The organism is Paracoccus pacificus, assembly GCF_042680785.1.
Classification (GTDB): Bacteria; Pseudomonadota; Alphaproteobacteria; order Rhodobacterales; family Rhodobacteraceae; genus Paracoccus; species Paracoccus pacificus.
The window spans coordinates 42635-59438 of the sequence record NZ_JBHUEN010000050.1 but is presented as its reverse complement, the minus strand read 5'-3'; the positions used below and the strand labels follow the sequence as shown (position 1 = coordinate 59438).

18 protein-coding genes are annotated in these 16804 nt (G+C 66.1%); 12 read left to right on the top strand and 6 right to left on the bottom strand.

Annotated elements, in window-relative coordinates; all coding sequences use genetic code 11:
- Window positions 1-33: 33 nt before the first annotated feature.
- The 4 genes from hflC to rpiA form a co-directional block, all read right to left on the bottom strand.
- On the bottom strand, window positions 34-1284 hold the full coding sequence (gene hflC / locus ACFSCT_RS17350) for a protease modulator HflC (protein ID WP_379144899.1): 1251 nt from the start codon (window positions 1282-1284) through the stop codon (window positions 34-36).
- Between the two features lies 1 nt (window position 1285).
- Complete coding sequence (gene hflK, locus ACFSCT_RS17345) at window positions 1286-2545, bottom strand: FtsH protease activity modulator HflK (RefSeq protein ID WP_379144897.1); 1260 nt, start codon at window positions 2543-2545, stop codon at window positions 1286-1288.
- A 101-nt stretch (window positions 2546-2646) separates the two neighbouring features.
- Window positions 2647-4038, bottom strand: a complete 1392-nt coding sequence (gene gorA / locus ACFSCT_RS17340) for a glutathione-disulfide reductase (protein WP_379144894.1) — start codon at window positions 4036-4038, stop codon at window positions 2647-2649.
- Entirely contained in the window at window positions 4035-4760 is a 726-nt protein-coding gene (gene rpiA / locus ACFSCT_RS17335) for a ribose-5-phosphate isomerase RpiA (RefSeq protein ID WP_379144893.1), read from the bottom strand. The genes gorA and rpiA overlap by 4 nt, the downstream gene beginning before the upstream one ends.
- Before the next feature lie 244 nt (window positions 4761-5004).
- Between rpiA and ispF the strand changes: the two genes are divergently transcribed.
- From ispF to ACFSCT_RS17310, 5 genes are all read left to right on the top strand, one after another.
- Window positions 5005-6267 (top strand): 2-C-methyl-D-erythritol 2,4-cyclodiphosphate synthase, encoded by a 1263-nt coding sequence (gene ispF / locus ACFSCT_RS17330; protein ID WP_379144891.1) that lies wholly within the window; start codon window positions 5005-5007, stop codon window positions 6265-6267.
- Between the two features lie 29 nt (window positions 6268-6296).
- Window positions 6297-6797, top strand: a complete 501-nt coding sequence (locus ACFSCT_RS17325) for a phosphatidylglycerophosphatase A family protein (RefSeq protein ID WP_379145042.1) — start codon at window positions 6297-6299, stop codon at window positions 6795-6797.
- Window positions 6794-7339 carry a CinA family protein gene (locus tag ACFSCT_RS17320; protein WP_379144889.1) on the top strand — a complete coding sequence of 182 codons (546 nt, stop codon included), beginning with the start codon at window positions 6794-6796 and terminating at the stop codon, window positions 7337-7339. The genes ACFSCT_RS17325 and ACFSCT_RS17320 overlap by 4 nt, the downstream gene beginning before the upstream one ends.
- A 117-nt stretch (window positions 7340-7456) precedes the next feature.
- The gene (locus tag ACFSCT_RS17315) at window positions 7457-8224 is read left to right on the top strand and encodes a sulfite exporter TauE/SafE family protein (RefSeq protein WP_379144887.1); all 768 of its coding nucleotides are present in this window, start codon (window positions 7457-7459) and stop codon (window positions 8222-8224) included.
- A 14-nt stretch (window positions 8225-8238) separates the two neighbouring features.
- Entirely contained in the window at window positions 8239-8586 is a 348-nt protein-coding gene (locus tag ACFSCT_RS17310) for a RidA family protein (protein WP_379144884.1), read from the top strand.
- Window positions 8587-8622: 36 nt separating this feature from the next.
- On the opposite strand, the gene ACFSCT_RS17305 is transcribed toward ACFSCT_RS17310, so the two are convergent.
- Window positions 8623-9033 carry a SufE family protein gene (locus ACFSCT_RS17305; protein ID WP_379144883.1) on the bottom strand — a complete coding sequence of 137 codons (411 nt, stop codon included), beginning with the start codon at window positions 9031-9033 and terminating at the stop codon, window positions 8623-8625.
- Between the two features lie 108 nt (window positions 9034-9141).
- Between ACFSCT_RS17305 and ACFSCT_RS17300 the strand changes: the two genes are divergently transcribed.
- Window positions 9142-9669 carry a hypothetical protein gene (locus tag ACFSCT_RS17300; RefSeq protein ID WP_379144882.1) on the top strand — a complete coding sequence of 176 codons (528 nt, stop codon included), beginning with the start codon at window positions 9142-9144 and terminating at the stop codon, window positions 9667-9669.
- An 89-nt stretch (window positions 9670-9758) separates the two neighbouring features.
- On the opposite strand, the gene ACFSCT_RS17295 is transcribed toward ACFSCT_RS17300, so the two are convergent.
- Window positions 9759-10088 carry an antibiotic ABC transporter gene (locus ACFSCT_RS17295; protein ID WP_379144880.1) on the bottom strand — a complete coding sequence of 110 codons (330 nt, stop codon included), beginning with the start codon at window positions 10086-10088 and terminating at the stop codon, window positions 9759-9761.
- A gap of 215 nt (window positions 10089-10303) precedes the next feature.
- Here ACFSCT_RS17295 and pyrC point away from each other — a divergent pair, with 215 nt between their 5' ends.
- From pyrC to ACFSCT_RS17265, 6 genes are all read left to right on the top strand, one after another.
- Entirely contained in the window at window positions 10304-11347 is a 1044-nt protein-coding gene (gene pyrC, locus ACFSCT_RS17290) for a dihydroorotase (RefSeq protein WP_379144879.1), read from the top strand.
- A 10-nt stretch (window positions 11348-11357) separates the two neighbouring features.
- Complete coding sequence (locus tag ACFSCT_RS17285) at window positions 11358-12029, top strand: orotate phosphoribosyltransferase (protein ID WP_379144877.1); 672 nt, start codon at window positions 11358-11360, stop codon at window positions 12027-12029.
- A gap of 123 nt (window positions 12030-12152) precedes the next feature.
- A complete protein-coding gene (locus tag ACFSCT_RS17280; RefSeq protein WP_379144875.1) occupies window positions 12153-13619 on the top strand; it encodes a replicative DNA helicase in 1467 nt (488 codons plus the stop codon).
- A 3-nt stretch (window positions 13620-13622) separates the two neighbouring features.
- Window positions 13623-13973 carry a DMT family protein gene (locus ACFSCT_RS17275; RefSeq protein WP_379144873.1) on the top strand — a complete coding sequence of 117 codons (351 nt, stop codon included), beginning with the start codon at window positions 13623-13625 and terminating at the stop codon, window positions 13971-13973.
- A complete protein-coding gene (locus ACFSCT_RS17270; protein WP_379144872.1) occupies window positions 13960-15204 on the top strand; it encodes a multidrug effflux MFS transporter in 1245 nt (414 codons plus the stop codon). Before ACFSCT_RS17275 ends, ACFSCT_RS17270 begins: the two co-directional genes overlap by 14 nt.
- A 283-nt stretch (window positions 15205-15487) precedes the next feature.
- The gene (locus ACFSCT_RS17265) at window positions 15488-16798 is read left to right on the top strand and encodes a DUF5930 domain-containing protein (RefSeq protein ID WP_379144870.1); all 1311 of its coding nucleotides are present in this window, start codon (window positions 15488-15490) and stop codon (window positions 16796-16798) included.
- The last annotated feature ends 6 nt before the right edge of the window (window positions 16799-16804 follow it).

Genomic DNA, 16804 nt, shown 5'->3' with positions numbered 1-16804 from the left:
GCGCGCGGAATGATCCCCGCGCGCCGCCGATGATCAGTTTGCCGGGGCCGTCGGCGCGGCCGGCTGCGCGTCGGGGGACGCGGGGGCGGCGCCATCGGGCGCGCCGGCGTCGGGCGCGGCCGCATCCGGCGCGGCCGGTGTCGTCGAAGCATCGCCAGAGGCCGGGGGCGCGCTTGCGTCCGGCGCCGTGCTGCCCGCGGCCGGCGAAGTGCCAGCGGCGTCCGGCGCCGCATCCGGCGCCGTGTCCCCGGCCGGTGCATCGGGCACCGCCCCTTCCCCCGTCGTGTCCGCGCCATTCGCCGGCGCCTCCGGCGGCATGGCCGCATCCGGCGTGGTCGGGGTGGGCTGCGGTACCGGCGGCGCGGGGGTTTGCGCGTTCTCGGCGCCATCGCCCTGCATATAGCTGAAGAACTCACCTTCCGGCGCGATCACCATCGACGAGTTTTCGCCCTTCATCGACGCCTCATAGGCCTGCATCGAGCGGACGAAGGCGAAGAACTCGGGGTCGCGCCCATAAGCTTCGGCGAAGACCGCGTTCCGCCGGGCATCGGCCTGACCGCGAATGATCTCGGCGTTGCGCCGCGCTTCCGAGGTCAGCTCGACCACGGTGCGGTCGGCCGCCGCCCGCACCCGCTGCGCGGCCTCGCCGCCACGGGCGCGTTCATCCGCCGCTTCGCGTTCACGCTCGGCGCGCATCCGGGCAAATGTCGCCTCGAGGTTCTGATCCGGCAGGTCGGTGCGGGTCAGGCGCACGTCGATCACCTCGACTCCAAGCGCGGCGGCGCTGGCGCGGGCCTGATCGCGGATCTGGTTCATCAGGGGCGTCCGGTCATCCGACAGCACCGTGGTTGACGGAACCGAGCCGAGCACGGCGCGGATGGCGTTGACGATGATCGGCTGGATACGGTCCTGCGCCCCCTGCACGCCGCTGGGGCCGACGGCCTCGCGGAACTCGACCGTATCGGTGATCCGCCAGCGCGCGAAGGCGTCGACGATCAGCCGGCGGTCGTCAAGCGGCGTCACCTCCAGCGGGCGCGTGGTCAGCGACAGGATCCGCTTGTCGTAATATTGCACCTGCTCGATGACCGGGAATTTGAAGCCCAGTCCGGGTTCGTTGATCACCCGCACCACCTGTCCGAAGCGGGTGACGAGCGCACGTTCGCGCGCGTCGACCACAAAGACCGAGGACATGATCGCAAAGACCACGAGGACGAGAATCGGCAGCAACCATCCGCCAAGGCGGGCAAAACGGCCGGGATTGGGAGAGTTCGGGTTACTGGCCATCTTACTTGTCTCCCTGCGGGGTTGGTGCGGTCAGGCGGTCAAGCGGCAGATAGGGCACCACGCCCGATCCCTGCCCCCCGGTCGTCGGCACGCCGTCAAGGATGACCTTGTTCACCCCGCCAAGGACTTTTTCCATCGTTTCAAGATACATCCGGCGGCGGGTCACATCCGGCGCCTTCGCGTATTCGTCGTAGATCGCGTTGAACCGCGCGGCCTCGCCCTCGGCGCCGTTAACGGCCTGGGCGCGATAGGCTTCGGCCTCTTCGCCAAGCTGGGCGACCTGGCCGCGTGCTTCGGCCAATACGCGGTTGGCATAGGCGTCGGCCTCTTTCTCAAGCCGGTCACGCTCCTGCTGGGCGGCCTGCACGTCGCGGAAGCTGTCGATGACCTGATCCGGCGCCTCGGCCCGGTCAAGGTTCACACGCACCACATGTATACCGGATTGATAGCTGTCCAGCGTCTGCTGGACCGCCGTGGCGAGTTCCTGTCCGATGGCGCCACGGTCGCGGTTCAGGACCGGGGCAAAATCGGTGCGCGCGATGATGTCGCGCATCGCGGATTCGGCGACGGCCCGCACGGTATCGCCCGGGTCGGCCAGCATCAGCAGGTATTTCTCGGGGTCCGAGATATTCCAGACCACCTGATATTCCATGTTCACGATATTCTGGTCACGGGTCAGCATCAGCCCGCTGTCGGTGACCAGCGGACCACCCGAGTTCGTGTTGCCGCGCTCGGCATAGCGGCCGCTGCCGATCTCGGTCACACGTTCGCCGGTGACCTGCACGATTTCGGCGGTGACGACCGGCCAGGGCGCGAAGTTCAGACCCGGTCCGCCGGTGCCGACGGGACGGCCGAACAGGAACTCGACCGAGCGTTCTTCCTGACGGACGGTGTAGAAACTGGCGTAGACCCACAGCGCCACCAGCGCCAGCGCGATCAAGCCCAGAACCCCGCGGCTTGGCAGCATGCCGCCAAGACCACCGCCCCGGCGCGGCGGCTGCGGCCCGCTGCCACGGCCGCCCATCAGCACGCGCAGGCGATCCTGCCCCTTGCGCATCAACTCCTCGATTTCCGGGATCTGGTCGGGACGGCGCTGGCCACCGCGCGGCGGCGGGCGATCCTGATCATCCGGGTCCTGCGGCGCCCCCCAGGGACGTGGCGGCTGCTGGTTGCCCCCGTTCTTGCCGGGGTCCTCGCCTTTCTTGCCGCCCTGCGGTTCCTTGTCGTTACTTCCGCCGCCCCAAGGGCCCTGATTAGCCATCCGTCGCCTTTCCGTCCAATTGTCCATCCTGCAAACTGGGGGCTGAGCGTTGAAAGTCAACCAGCCCCGGTGTCGCAGTCGGGATTTAAGCCGTCATTCCGTCAAGCCGCCGGCACGGATTCGTGCGGGCCGACCCGACGGGTCACATTGCGCATCGTCACCAGTTCCTCGGCCAGGGTGGGATGCACGGCGATGGTGGCGTCGAAATCCTCTTTCGTGGCCCCCATGCCCATCGCGACCGCGACAAGCTGGACCATCTCGCCCGCTTCCGGGGCGAATATCTGGCCCCCCAGAACCTTGCGAGTTTCGCTGTCCACGACCAGCTTCATCGCCGCCTTGGCCTCGCTGCCGGCGAAAAGCGACCGCATCGGACGGAAACTGGTGGCGTAGACATCGACCGCCCGGTGCTTCGCCGCCTCATCCTCGGTCAGTCCGACGCAGCCAAGCTCATGCGGGCGGGTATAGACCGCGCTGGCCACCAGCCGGTGATCGACCTTGCGGGGTTTGGCGCCAAAGACGGTATCGGCAAAGCCGTGCCCTTCACGTATCGCGACCGGGGTCAGGTTGACGCGATCGGTCACGTCCCCGACGGCATAGACCGAGGGCAGGTTGGTTTGCGACCATTCGTCCACAAGGATCTGACCGAACGGACCCAGGGTCACGCCCGCCTCGGCCGCGCCCAGACCGGCGGTGTTCGGATGCCGCCCGGTGGCCACGATGACCGCGTCGAAATCGCCGGTGCTGCGATCGGCAAAGGTGACGTGACGGGTCTGGCCCCGCAACTCGATCCGGGCGATGGTCTGGGACAGGCGCAGATCGACACCGATCTCGCGCAGTTGCTGGCCGACCAGTTCGCGCCCCATCTCGTCGAAACCGCGCAGGACATGCGGGCCGCGATGAACCTGCATGACGGCCGCGCCCATACCGGCAAGGATGGTGGCGAATTCGCAGGCGATAAAGCCGCCGCCCACGATCAGAACCTTGCCCGGCAACGTGTCGAGCAGAAACAGATCGTCCGAGATCAGCGCATGCTCCGCCCCCTCGAAATCCGGCAATGTGGGCCGGCCGCCGGTGGCGATCAGGATATAGCGAGAGGTCAGGCGCGTGCCGTCGGCAAGCGCGACCGTATGGGGGTCGATCATCCGCGCGCGCTGATCATGGATGGTGACGCCCGCATTGCTCAGCCCCTGCCGGTAAAGCCCCTCAAGCCGGTTCAGTTCGGCATCGAGCTTGCGCCGGAAAATGGTCCAGTTGAACGGCCCGGCCTCGGCCCGGGTCCAGCCATAGCCCCGCGCTTCGGCCACCGAGGCCCCGCCGGTCGAGGCGAACAGCATCAGCTTCTTCGGCACGCAGCCGCGAATGACGCAGGTGCCGCCCATGCGGCTTTCCTCGGCAAGGCCGACCTTGGCGCCATATTCCGATGCGGCGATGCGGGCCGCGCGCACCCCGCCCGAGCCGCCGCCGATCACGAACAAATCAAAATCAAAGGTCATCCGCGTTCCTCGGGCGTCAGTTCGATGGTGCTGCCGTCCTCGCGCCCGATGATGGCCAGCCGGCAGATGTTCAGAAACAGCCCCGTTTCGACCACGCCGGGCAGCGCGTTCAGCACCCGCGACAGCCGCGCCGGATCCTCGATCTGCTCCAGCGCCAGATCAAGGATCAGGTTGCCCTCATCGGTGCGATACGGCGTGTCGTCGCGCTTGCGCAGCAGTATCGGGCGATGCTCCATCCCCTCGGCGACCAGCGCCTCGCCGATCAGCTTGCGGGTGATTTCCCAGCCGAAGGGGATCACCTCGACCGGCAGATGAAAGGCGCCAAGCTGCTCGACGACCTTGGTCGGGTCGGCGATGACGACCATCCGGTCCGAGGCCATGGCGACGATCTTTTCGCGCAACAGCGCCCCCCCGCCGCCCTTGATCAGGTTCAGGTCGGGGTCGATCTCGTCGGCGCCGTCGATGGTCATGTCCAGCCAGCCGATCTGGTCCAGTTCGTGCACCGCAAGACCCAGCGAGGTGGCAAGCTCGGCCGTCGCGGCCGAGGTGGCGGCGCAGATCAGCCCCAGCGGTTCTTCATCATTCCGCTCGGCCAGCCGGCGGACCATGACGGCGGCGGTTGACCCGCTGCCAAGGCCCAGCTTCATGCCGGGCTCGACCAGCGCGACGGCGGCGCGTGCCGCGGCGTCCTTGGCGATGTCTGAAGATGAGGCTTCGGCCATGGCATACCTTTGCAATTGTTGCCCTTGCAGGCGGTGAATAGCGTCGGGATACAGCCATATAGGCGCAGATGCCACCCCGGGGCGAGGGGGCAAATGACGGGCGCCGGGCACGGCCCCGCCGTTGAGCGCCGACATATTCCGGCGCGGCAGGCGGGTCGCGGTCATTCCCCCCTCTCATTCCCTCGTGACCGGGCGCGGGAATAGATTGCTCTTGCAGGGGCAATGTCCTAGACCGCGCCGCATGATGCAAAAGCCGCTGTTCCCGCCCGGTTTCGCCGCCCTGATCGTCGCCGCCGGGCGTGGTCAGCGGATGGGCCATCCCGAACCGAAACAATGGCATGATCTGGGGGCGAACGGCCGCACGGTGCTCGACCATGCGATCGACAGTTTCGCCGGGGCGGAACGCACCGTCGTCGTCCTGCATGCCGAGGATATGGTGCGCGGGGTGGAACGGTTCGGCGGACGGGTGACGCTGGTCACCGGCGGCGCGACCCGGCAGGACAGCGTGCTGGCCGGGCTTTCGGTGCTGGAAGGGTCGGGAATCGGCTACGTCCTGATCCATGACGCCGCCCGCGCCACCTGCCCGCCCGAGGTGATCGCCGGCGTGGTCGATGCGCTAAGCGCCGGCGCGGATGCCGCAGCCCCCGGGGTCGCGGTCAGCGATGCCTTGTGGCGCGGCCATCAGGGTCAGGTCGCGGGAACCGTCCCGCGGGCCGAGCTGTTCCGCGCCCAGACCCCGCAGGGCTTCCGGCTGAACATCGCGCTGGCCGCCCATCGCGCGGCCGCCCGCCACACCGCTGCCGACGATGTCGAACTGGTCCGCGCCATGGGGACGCCGGTCACCATCACCGCCGGCTCGGACGATAATCTGAAGATCACCCGGCCGGGCGATTTCAACCGCGCCGAGCGGATCCTGGCCGCGCGACGGATCGCGGCGGATCACGCGGCAAGCGACGGCGGGACGCAAGCCACCGATACAACGCCCGCCGATGGCAGGGGTGCCGATACGAAGGATGGGGCGATGGATGTCAGGCTGGGCAACGGGTTCGACGTGCACGCATTCGGTCCCGGCGATCACGTCACCCTGTGCGGGGTTCGCGTCGAGCACGACAAGGGGCTGGTCGGTCATTCGGACGCCGATGTCGGCATGCACGCCCTGACCGATGCCATCTATGGTGCGCTGGCGATGGGCGATATCGGGCGGCACTTCCCGCCCTCGGACCCGCAATGGAAGGGCGCCGACAGCGCGATCTTTCTGCGACACGCCGTCGGGCTTGCCGCATCCCGGGGCCTTCGGATCGGCAATGCCGATGTCACCCTGATATGCGAGCGACCCAAGATCACCCCGCACGCCCCGGCGATGATCGCGGCACTGGCCGAAATCATGTCCGTCACCCCCGACCGGATCAGCGTCAAGGCCACGACCACCGAGCGGCTGGGCTTTGCCGGCCGTTCCGAAGGCATCGCCGCGCTTGCCACCTGCACCCTGATCGGAGGTGACCGATGACCACCCCGCCCCGTCCGACTGCGCCCCGTCTGACCCCTGCCCGTTTCATCGCGACATGGTTCGGCGTCGGACTGCTGCGCCCGGCCCCCGGCACATGGGCCTCGGCCGTGGCGGTGATGCTGGGCGTGCTGATCCACCGGCTTGGGCATTTTCCGCTGCTGGCGGCGGCGACGGTCGCGGTGACGATCCTGGGTTTCTGGTCGGTCGAGGCCGCCAGCCGGGGCGACGCGCACAAGGACCGTTCCGAGTTCGTGATCGACGAGGTTGCGGGCCAGTGGCTGGCGCTGAGCTTCGCCTCGGCCGGGTTCTGGTTCGCGGGCGCGCCCTCGACGATGTTTCCCTGGCCCGCGCCGGTCGCCGCATTTCTGTTCTTCCGGCTGTTCGACATTTGGAAACCATGGTGGGTCGGGCGGCTTGACCGGCGCACCGATGCGGCGGGGGTTATGCTGGATGATCTGGCGGCGGGTGCGCTGGCCGGGGTCTGCACGATCCTTGCCGCCGCGATCGCGCACGGCGTGTTCCTGCGATGACGACGCGCGGCAGCAACGCTTTGGCGCGGCAGACCCTCGCCTCGGCCCGCCGGGCGGGCGTCATGCTGGCGACCGCCGAAAGCTGCACCGGCGGCATGATCGCGGCGGCGCTGACCGCGATACCGGGGTCGTCGGATGTGGTGGATCGCGGCTTTGTCACCTATTCCAACGCCGCCAAGATGCAGATGCTGGGCGTCGGCGAAAAGACCCTTTCCGCCCATGGCGCGGTCAGCGAGCCGGTCGCGGCCGAAATGGCCCGGGGCGCGCTTGACCGCTCGGACGCGGGCGTCGCGGTGGCGGTGACCGGCATCGCCGGACCCGGCGGCGGCAGCGCCGAAAAACCCGAGGGCCGGGTCTGTTTCGGCATCGCCACGGCGCAGGGTACGCGGACGGAAACCGTCGATTTCGGCGCGCTCGGGCGCGGCAATGTGCGGCGCGCCACGGTCCTGCATGCGCTGAAGCTTGTGCTGAACGCCCTGCCCGGCGCCCCTACCGGCCCTGCGACGGACCCTGCGACCGGCCCTGCGACGGGCGCGGCCTGATCCGGAAAAACCTGCGGCGCAATTGCACCATTCGGTGCGGACAGCGGCGCGTGCCCCCTCGACTAGGCGGCGCGCCGGGGACATGGTGCGCCGGGCTAAACGGAAAGGACCGCCGGCATGGAAACAATCGCGTTGCTGTTCGGGGCCGGCTTTGTCGCAGGGGTGATGAACACGGTCGCCGGCGGGGGGACTTTCGTGACCTTCCCGACCCTTGTCTTTACCGGCATACCCATCGTCGCCGCCAATGCCACCAGCACGCTGGCCGCCCTGCCCGGTTATCTGGCCGGCGCACTGGGTTTCCGGCGCGAGTTGGCCTCGATCGACCGCGCGCAGGTGCTGCGGCTGACCGTGCTGACCGTGATCGGCAGCATCATCGGCTCGGTCCTGCTGATCTTTTCGTCGAACAAGGCGTTTTCCGCCATCGTGCCGTTCCTTCTGCTGATCGCCACCCTGGCCTTTGTCTTTGGCGAACAGATCCGCGCCTTCGCCAGCCGCCACGCGCGCGAGGTGACGGCCTTCGGCGCCGGCGGCATGCTGGGCGTGTCGATCTATGGCGGTTATTTCAACGGCGGTCTGGGCATCATCCTTTTATCGCTGTTCAGCCTGTGGGGGATGCGCGACCTGCACCAGATGAACGGGCTGAAAACATGGCTGTCCTTCGCGCTTTCGCTGATCTCGGTCGCGGTGTTTCTGGTCTATGACATGTTCACCGGCACCGCGCCGCTGATCCACTGGAACGCGGCACTGATCATGGCGCTGGGGACGATCACCGGCGGCTATCTGGGCGCGCCGCTGGCGCGGCGCATCCCGCGCCCGATCCTGCGGGCCTTGATCGCGGCGATCGGATTCGGCATGGCAGCGGTATTCTTCTGGCGGATGTTCTAAGGAAAGGAACCCCAATGTCCGATATCAAACGCTTCGAGACCGGCCCGCGGATGAGCCAGGCCGTCGTCCATGGGGGCCTGTGCTATCTTGCCGGTCAGGTCGGCAAGCCCGGCGCGCCGGTGGCGGATCAGACCCGTGAGGTTCTGGCCCAGATCGACCGGCTGCTGGCGCAGGCCGGCACCGACAAGACCCGTATCCTGACCGCCCAGATCTGGCTGGCCAGCATGGGCGATTTTGCCGAGATGAACGCGGTCTGGGATGCATGGGTGCCGCAGGGTAACGCCCCGGCGCGCGCAACCGGCGAATCGGCGTTGGCAACGCCCGATTACAAGGTCGAGATCATCGTGATCGCCGCGGTCTGATCGCGCCGATGCCCGGGCGGCTCGTCCCGCCCGGAATCACGCCGCCTCGGCCGCAAGCTGGCCGATGCGCTTCACCATCGCCCTTAGCCCGTTCGAGCGTTGCGCCGACAAATGTTCCTCGAGCCCCAGCCGGCCCAGTTCGGCAGGGGCATCGATCGCGGCCACCTGAGCCACCGGCACGCCCGCATAAAGCGCGTGAAGAATGGCCACCAACCCCTTGACGATCAAGGCATCGCTGTCACCAATAAAGTCAAAGCGGCCGGACTCGATCGCCGGCATGATCCAGACCTGACTGGCGCAACCCTCGACCTTTGTCGCGGGCACCTGCAAGGCCGGGTCCATGGCCGGCATGGCACGGCCCAGCTCGATCACATGGCGATAGCGATCCTCCCAGTCGTCCAGAAAGCTGAAGGTGTCGGCGATGTCTTCGAAAGCGGGTGTAGCCAATGGTCCGTCCTTTCCCTCATGCCTATCTAGGTCCGGGCAGCGGGGGTTTCCAGACGCATCGCAATCGCCTATGACCGGGAAAACGGCGTTTAGTCAGGAATGTGACGCATGACCTTCCCCACGCTTCGGAAATCGGCCCTGCTTTTGTCGATGGCGACGGTATTGACGCTGGCGGGCTGCGGCCGGTTCAGCGACAGCGGCTGGAATCCGCTGGGCTGGTTTGCGCAGGAAGACACCGGCCCGACGACGCTTGCCCCCAAGGGCGGTTACCCGGACGCCTCGGATGATTTCCGTTCCCTGGTGCCGGCGGCGACCAATGCCCGATTCGAGCCGCTGGTCGAAGGTCGTCTTCTGGTGGTCGAGGGCGCGGTGCCGACAAAGGGCTGGAATTCGGCCGCCCTTGTCACCGAAACCCCACAGCCCGGCGACCGGCTGACCCCCGACGCCGATGGTGTGCTGCGCCTGCGCTTTCTGGCGGTGCCGCCGGTGCCGGGATCGCCGCAGGCCGCGATGCCCGCGAACCCGCAAACCGACAAGCTGACCGTCGGCCTGACGCTTTCGCACGAGGCGCTTGCCGATATCCGTCAGATCGTGGTGATGAGCGCCAGCAATACCCTGACGCTGAAGCCGCGCTGATCCGCCCCATCCCCAGGACCCGTCCCTGGGGTCCGTCCCACCGCCCGGCCAATCCGCGCGGTGGGGGTGAGCCCCATTTCAGCGCCGTGTCAGCGCAGCGGCGCCCGCGACAGGCGCTTGGCGTTGGCATGGGCGCGGCGGCTGTAGGGCCGAAGTGCTGCCGCCATCATCCGCTCGGGCGTGGCGCCGCGGCCGACGGCGCGGCTCATCGCGCGGAACGCGGCCCATGCGGCATCCTGCTTTTCGATGAACATGCGGCTTTCCTCGCCCGGCGAGGTCGGCCAAAGCCCCATCATTCCGGCCACACGCATGGCGATCACCATCTGCGATTCGACGCCAAGCCGGAACAGTTCCGTCCAAAGCCGGACCGAGTCCGCCGGGGACAGCGCGGTGAAATCTGGCGTCAAATTGCGTGCCATCGGCAAAATCCAATCCCAAAATCGCATCGCCGGATCGGAGGTGCGTTCCCCCAATATGTAGTAACGGACCGGCTTGCCAAGGAATTTATACATATATTTGTTTTTTTTGCCGCGAGGTGTTTCCCAAATGGGACTGGCTGTCCAACCGGCTGGCCAAACCGGCATCCGGGGTGTAGGAGCGGGCGATCCCTTTTTGCTCGCGCCCCGGTCCTGCCATGAACCTGACGATCCGCCGCCCCGACGACTGGCATCTGCATCTCCGCGACGGCGAGATGCTGCGCGCGGTGCTGCCCTATAGCGCCAATCACTTCGGACGCGGGCTGATCATGCCCAATCTGGTGCCGCCGGTGGTCACGGCCGAGGACGCGCGGTCCTATCGCGAACGCATCCTGAATGCGCTGCCGAAGGGGGCGGATTTCGTGCCCCGCATGACGCTGTACCTGACCGAAAAGACCGATCCCGCCGATGTGGTCCGCGCCCATCAGGAAGGGCTGATCACGGCGGTCAAGCTGTACCCCGCCGGTGCCACGACCAATTCCGATTCGGGGGTGCGCGACTTTGACAAGGTGCGCCCGGTGCTGGAGGCGATGGCCGAAAAGGGCGTGCCGCTGTGCGTGCATGGCGAGGTCACCGACCCCGAGATCGACATTTTCGACCGCGAGGCGGTGTTCATCGACCGGGTGCTGGAACCCTTGCGGGACCGCACGCCCGGGCTGCGCGTGGTGATGGAGCATGTGACGACCCGCAACGGCGTCGATTATGTCCGCGCCAATGCCGGGTCGGGCGCCGATATTGCGGCGACCATCACCACCCATCACCTGATCATCAACCGTAACCATATTCTGGCCGGCGGCATCCGCCCGCATTACTACTGCCTGCCGGTGGCCAAGCGCGAAGAACACCGGCTGGCGCTGCGGCAGGCCGCGGTCTCGGGCGACGCACGGTTCTTTCTGGGCACCGACAGCGCCCCCCACCCCGACGCGGCCAAGCTGTCGCCCTGCGGCTGCGCCGGCTGTTTCACCGCCCCGAACACGCTCTCGATCCTCGCGCAGGTGTTCGAGGAGGAAGGCGCGCTGGACCGGCTGGAGGCATTCACCTCGCTGAATGGTGCCGCCTTCTATGGGGTCGAGCCGAACCCGGCGCGCATCACGCTGACCCGGCGCGACACCCCGGCGATCCACCCCGAGCACATCGGGTTCGACACCGCCCGGGTTACGGTGTTCGACCCGGGTTTTCCGCTTTTCTGGCACGTCGAATGAAAGACCGCACATGGCCCTGACCTTCCCCCCCGCCGAAGAAATCGCCCGGCTGACCGCCGGCATGCTGCTGGACATCAACGCGGTTCATTTCAACGCGGCCGATCCGTTCACGCTGGCCTCGGGGCTGAAATCGCCGACCTATATAGATTGCCGCAAGCTGATCTCGTATCCGCGCATCCGTGGCACGCTGATGGATTTCATGGCGGCGACCGTCTGCCGGAACGCCGGTTTCGAAGCCTTCGACAATATCGCCGGGGGCGAGACCGCCGGCATTCCGTTCGCGGCCCTTGTGGCCGAACGGCTGGGCCTGCCGATGACCTATGTGCGCAAAAAGCCGAAAGGTTACGGCCGCAACGCCCGGATTGAGGGGGTGATGGGCGAAGGCGACCGGGTGCTTCTGGTCGAGGACCTGACCACCGATGGCGGCAGCAAGCTGTCTTTCGTCGATGCGATCCGCGAGACCGGGGCGACCTGCGGGGATACCGCCGTGATCTTCTATTACGGGATCTTTCCGGAAACCCCGAAAACGCTTAAGGATCATGGCGTTACGCTGCATCACCTGTGCACCTGGTGGGATGTTCTGGCGGTCGCCCGCGCGCGCGGATCGTTCGACGATCCAACCTTGGCCGAGGTCGAACGCTTTCTTCGGGAACCGCGCGAATGGCAGGCCGCGCACGCCTGAGGTGCGGCGGAATCCAGCCCCCGCGGTCCGGCGGGCGACGAAATTCGTCCCGGACCCAGTGCCGCCCGGTGGCGCAATATGCAATAAGGGTGCGTTTTCTAGATTCGGTCGGGGGCGGATGACATGAGCGAGGTCAGGGCAATTCAGGCGCGGCAAGCGGACCCCCTGCCCGAGCCCGCCACCCCCTATTCGATCGAGGCGGAACAGCAGCTTCTGGGCGCGATCCTGACCAATAACGAGGTCATGGACCGGGTCATCCAGATCGTCCAGTCGGCCCATTTCTACGATCCCGTCCACGGCCGCATCTTCGAATTGTGCCGGGAACGGATCGGACGCAACGCCCTTGCCAGCCCGGTCACCATAAAGGCGTTCATGGAGGATGACGAGGGGCTGAAGGAACTGGGCGGGCCGGCCTATCTGGCGCGGATCGCGGGGGCGGCGATTTCGTCCTATGCCGCGCGCGACTATGCCCAGATGATCCGCGATTTCGCGCTGCGGCGCGAGTTGATGCAACTGGGACAGGACATCACGGCGCGGGCCGCCAAGGTGATGGTCGACGACGACCCCGAGGAACAGATCAAATCGGCCGAGCAAAGCCTGTATCAGATGGCCGAACAGGGGGTGGCCGAACGCGGGTTCCAAAGTTTCCTGAAAGCCGCGCTGACCGCCGTCCAGCATGCCAACGCGGCCTATCAGCGCGACGGCGGCCTGTCGGGCACGCCGACCGGGCTGATTGATCTGGACCGCAAGCTTGGCGGCCTGTCGCAGTCGGACCTGATCATCCTTGCCGGGCGCCCGTCGATGGGGAAAACCTCGCTTGCGACCAACATCGCCTTCAACGTCGCCAAGGAACGCGCGCGCGATCCATCACAGGGCGGCGTGGTCGGCTTCTTCTCGCTTGAGATGTCGGCCGAACAACTGGCGGCGCGGATCCTGTCGGAAGCATCCGAGGTGCCCAGCGAAAAGATCCGCCGCGGCGACATGAGCGAAGAGGAATTCCGCCGCTTCATCGACGCCGCCACCGCGCTTGAGACCTGCCCGCTTTACATCGACGACACCCCGGCCCTGCCGATCCACCAATTGGCCGCCCGCGCCCGCAAGTTGAAGCGCACCCACGGGCTGGACGTTCTGTTCGTCGACTATCTTCAGCTTCTGCGCGCCTCGTCGGCCAAGGACAGCCGGGTGAACGAGGTCAGCGAGATCACTCAGGGGCTGAAGGCGGTGGCGAAGGAACTGAACATCCCGGTCATCGCGCTGTCCCAGTTGTCGCGTCAGGTCGAAAGCCGCGAGGACAAGCGCCCGCAGCTTTCCGATCTGCGCGAATCGGGCAGTATCGAGCAGGACGCCGATATCGTCATGTTCGTCTTCCGCGAGGAATATTATGCCGAACGCGAAAAGCCGGGCGAGGATGACCTGTCGAAAATGGCCGACTGGCAGGCGCGGATGGAACGGCTGCATGGCCGGGCCGAGGTGATCATCGGCAAGCAGCGCCACGGGCCGATCGGCACGGTCGAGCTGTCCTTCGAGGGGCAGTTCACCCGCTTCGGCAATCTGGAAACGCATCACGCGCCCGGCCGGAACTGGGACTGACCCATGACCTTGCCTGTCCCGGTCGTGACGGTCGGCCTTTTGATTCTGTCCAATCTGTTCATGACGGTGGCGTGGTATGGCCATCTGAAGTTCAAAGGCACCGCCCTTGGCATCGTCATTCTGGTCAGTTGGGGCATCGCGTTCTTTGAATATGTCCTGCAGGTTCCGGCGAACCGCATCGGTTACGGCTATTTCAACGCCGCCCAGCTGAAAACCATTCAGGAAGTCATCAGCCTGACGGTTTTCGCCGGGTTTTCATGGCTTTATCTGGGCGAAAAGCTGACCTGGCAGCACGGCGTCGGATTTGCGCTGATTTGCCTTGGCGCATGGTTCGTGTTTCATGACTGGACCTGATATCCGCTCTGAACCCAAGGCTGCGACCGCTGTGCCGACATCCGACCGCCGCACGCCCCCGCATATCCTGACGCTGGTCGCCATGGCCGGCATCGGCTCGCTGGCGATGAACATCTTCCTGCCCTCGCTGCCCGATATGGCGCGCGAATTCGGCGTCGACTATGCGGTCATGCAGCTTTCGGTTTCGGCCTATCTGCTGGCCAGCGGGGTCTTGCAGCTTTTCATCGGGCCGCTGAGCGATTCCTATGGCCGGCGTCCGGTCATGCTGGGCGCGTTCATGATCTTTCTGGCCGCGACCGTCGGCACGATCCTTGCGCCGACGGCGAACTGGTTTCTGGCGTTCCGCATCATGCAGGCGGTTTCATCCGCCGGCTTCGTCCTGTCCCGGGCGGTGGTGCGCGACATCACCCCGGCGGACCGGGCGGCGGCGCGAATCGGCTATGTGACGATGGGCATGGCCATGGTCCCGATGGTCGGGCCGATCATCGGCGGGGTGCTGCACGAAGCCTTTGGCTGGCGGTCGAATTTCATGTTTCTGGGGGCGCTCGGGCTCGCGGTGCTGTGCATGGCATGGGTCGATATGGGCGAGACGATTCACGACAAAGGGCTTGGCCTGCGCGCCCAGATCAGGCGTTATCCGGTCCTGCTGTCCTCGGTGCGGTTCTGGGGCTATTGCGGCGCGGCCGCCACCGCCTCGGGATGCTATTTCGCCTATCTCGGCGGCGCGTCCTTTGTCGGCGAAACGGTGTTTCACCTGACCCCGGCCGAGGTCGGCTATTTCTTCGCCATTCCGGCGCTTGGCTATGTTGTGGGCAATTTCTCGGCCGGGCGCTGGTCGTCGCGATACGGCATGAACATGATGATTCTGGTCGGCGCCATCATCACCTTCCTGGCGGTCGCCGGCGCGCTGATGGCGGATCTGCTGGGCGTGGTCAGCCCGCTTCTGTTCTTCGGCGCGATCGGGTTCATCGGGATGGGCAACGGGATGCTGCTGCCGAATGCGCTTGCCGGCATGATGTCGGTGCGCCCCGATCTTGCCGGCACCGCGAGCGGCATCGGCGGGGCGATGAACATCGGCGGCGGCGCCATCTTGGCCGCGATCACCGGCATGCTGCTGGTTCCCGGGGCCGGCGCACGACCGCTTTTATGGGTCATGTTCATATCCGCGATCGGGTCTTGTCTGGCGATTCTGTGGGTGATCCGGCGTGACAGGCGGCTTGGTGCGCAATAACTATACCTGTACATGAACGCGATATGCTGGGGCAAAGCGTGCCGCCACGTCAAGATAGAAGATGCCCCGGGATGCCGCCCGAACCCCGCGCAATCGCCGGAAACCGGGCCCTGTCTTAACTAGCTCAACCGATGTCGGCGGTTTTTCGCCAAATATGGCGGGCTTCCGCGCATGACATGGAACCAATCGCCGTCCGATGTTGCGTATTTGGCACGCGTCTTGTTTACGGTCTGAAACGAAAACGGGGCGCCTGCAACCGCCCCCACAAACGGGACAGTGATCTTTGCCACGCAGCATATCTGACCGCCTGAACGCCATGCTTGAGGGCTGGCTTCCTGAAAAACGCCTTTTTCTACGTTCGGACGACCAGACCCGCTTCATCCGGCTGCGGCCCACGACCCAGGCGCTTGCGCTGGGCGGGACGGCGATCATATTCGGCTGGTCGGTGGTTGCGACCTCGATCCTTTTGACCGACACCATCGCCGCGGGCAGTTCGCGCGATCAGGCGGCCCGGTCGCAGGCGGCGCTGGAAGAGCGTCTTGACGCGCTGCAAAGCGAACGCGACAGCCGCGCAGCCGAAGCCGCCGCCGCGCAGGAACGCTTCAACGTGGCGCTGAACCAGGTTTCGGACATGCAGTCGCAACTGCTGTCGTCCGAAGAACGCCGGCGCGAGCTTGAAACCGGCATGGGCGTGGTGCAGGACACGCTGCGTGAGGCGCTGAAATCGCGCGACAAGGCCGAGGTCGACCTTGCCCATCTGACCGGCACCGACGCACCCGACATGCTGACCGACAAGGGCCGGTCCGAGGAATTCTCGGTCGCGCTGGACATCCTTTCCGAAGAATTGAAAACCGCCGCCAAAGAGCGTGCCGAGGCCGAAAAGGCCGCCGCCGCCGCCCGTCAGGCCGCCGCGACCGCCAAGGTCGAGCGTGATCAGGTGATCGAGCGTCAGGACCAGATCCTGACCCAGCTTGAAGACGCCGTGACCATGTCGACCGGGCCGATGGACAAGGTTTTCCGCAATGTCGGCATGGACCCTGAAAAAGTCCTCAAGACGATCCGCAGCGGTTATTCCGGGACCGGTGGCCCGCTGACCCCGCTGAGCTACTCGACCAGCGGCAACGCCGCCATCACCGAGGGCGAGACCCGCGCCAACGAAATCATCGTTTCGCTGGACAAGATCAACAGCTACCGGATCGCGGCATCGAAGCTGCCGCTCAGCATGCCGGTCAAGACCGCGTTCCGCTATACCTCGCCCTATGGTTCGCGTTGGGGGCGGATGCATAAGGGCGTCGACATGGCCGGCCCGTCCGGCAGCCCGATCTATTCGACCGCCGACGGCGTGGTCTATTTCGCCGGCTGGCAAAGCGGTTTTGGCCAGGTCGTAAAGATCCGCCACGAACTCGGTACCGAAACCGTGTATGCCCACATGTCTAAAATTCGCGCGAAAGTGGGCCAAAAGGTATCGCGCGGCGACCAAGTAGGTGATATGGGCAGTACCGGACGTTCGACCGGCTCGCATCTGCACTATGAGGTGCGTGTGAACGGTCAGGCCGTGAACCCAATGAGCTTCATCAAGGCAGCTCAGAACTAAAAGTAT